Origin of the sequence: Bradyrhizobium sp. 17, from assembly GCF_023073515.1 — a bacterium.
GTDB classification, from domain to species: Bacteria; Pseudomonadota; Alphaproteobacteria; order Rhizobiales; family Xanthobacteraceae; genus Bradyrhizobium; species Bradyrhizobium canariense_D.
Genome location: NZ_JADPJQ010000018.1, coordinates 1 through 633, shown reverse-complemented (window position 1 = coordinate 633; position 633 = coordinate 1). Strand labels below are relative to the sequence as shown.

Sequence of the window (633 nt, the reverse complement as noted above, 5' to 3'; positions counted from 1 at the left end):
GGGGCACGAGTTGAGGTGCGAGGGACGCCTGGACTTGCCGTGCTGAGTGATGTGTTTGTTGCGTTGCGCCGGACACGTTCATGCTGACGGCTCCCGCTGGCCTCATGATTTACGTTGCGACCCGACCTGTAGACTTCAGGAAGGGCGCGGATGGTCTGGCGCTGTTGGCGAAGGAGACGCTGGGCCACGATCCGATGAAGGGCGTGGCGGTGGTCTTCCGTGCGAAGCGCGCTGATCGGGTGAAGATCGTGGTCTGGGATGGTAGTGGCCTCGTGCTGTATTGGAAGCGGCTTGAGGGCAGCGCCTTCAAGTGGCCGCCGGTCGTTGACGGCGTCATGCGAATGAACGCCGCGCAGTTGTCCGCGCTTCTGGCCGGCATGGATTGGACACGCATGCATGCGCCTCGAATCCCGCAGCCGAAAGCGCTTGCGTAGGACATAAAATCTTCGCTGCATCGGGGCGCGAAGCATGGCAGACTCGGGCCAATGAGTGATTTGCCTGATGAACTGCCGAGCGATCCAGCCGAGTTGCGTGCCTTTGCCGCGGCTCTGCTGGATCGCTGCGCCAGGCTCGAGCGGTTGCTCAAGCTTGCAAAAGACGCGCAGTTCGGTCGATCGTCGGAAAAGCTTGACG

General features: G+C 61.9%; 1 protein-coding gene. It reads left to right on the top strand.

What is annotated here, in order from left to right:
- Nucleotides 1-80 precede the first annotated feature (80 nt).
- Nucleotides 81-434, top strand: a complete 354-nt coding sequence (tnpB, locus tag IVB13_RS03835; RefSeq protein WP_091898177.1) for an IS66 family insertion sequence element accessory protein TnpB — start codon at nucleotides 81-83, stop codon at nucleotides 432-434.
- Nucleotides 435-633: the final 199 nt, after the last annotated feature.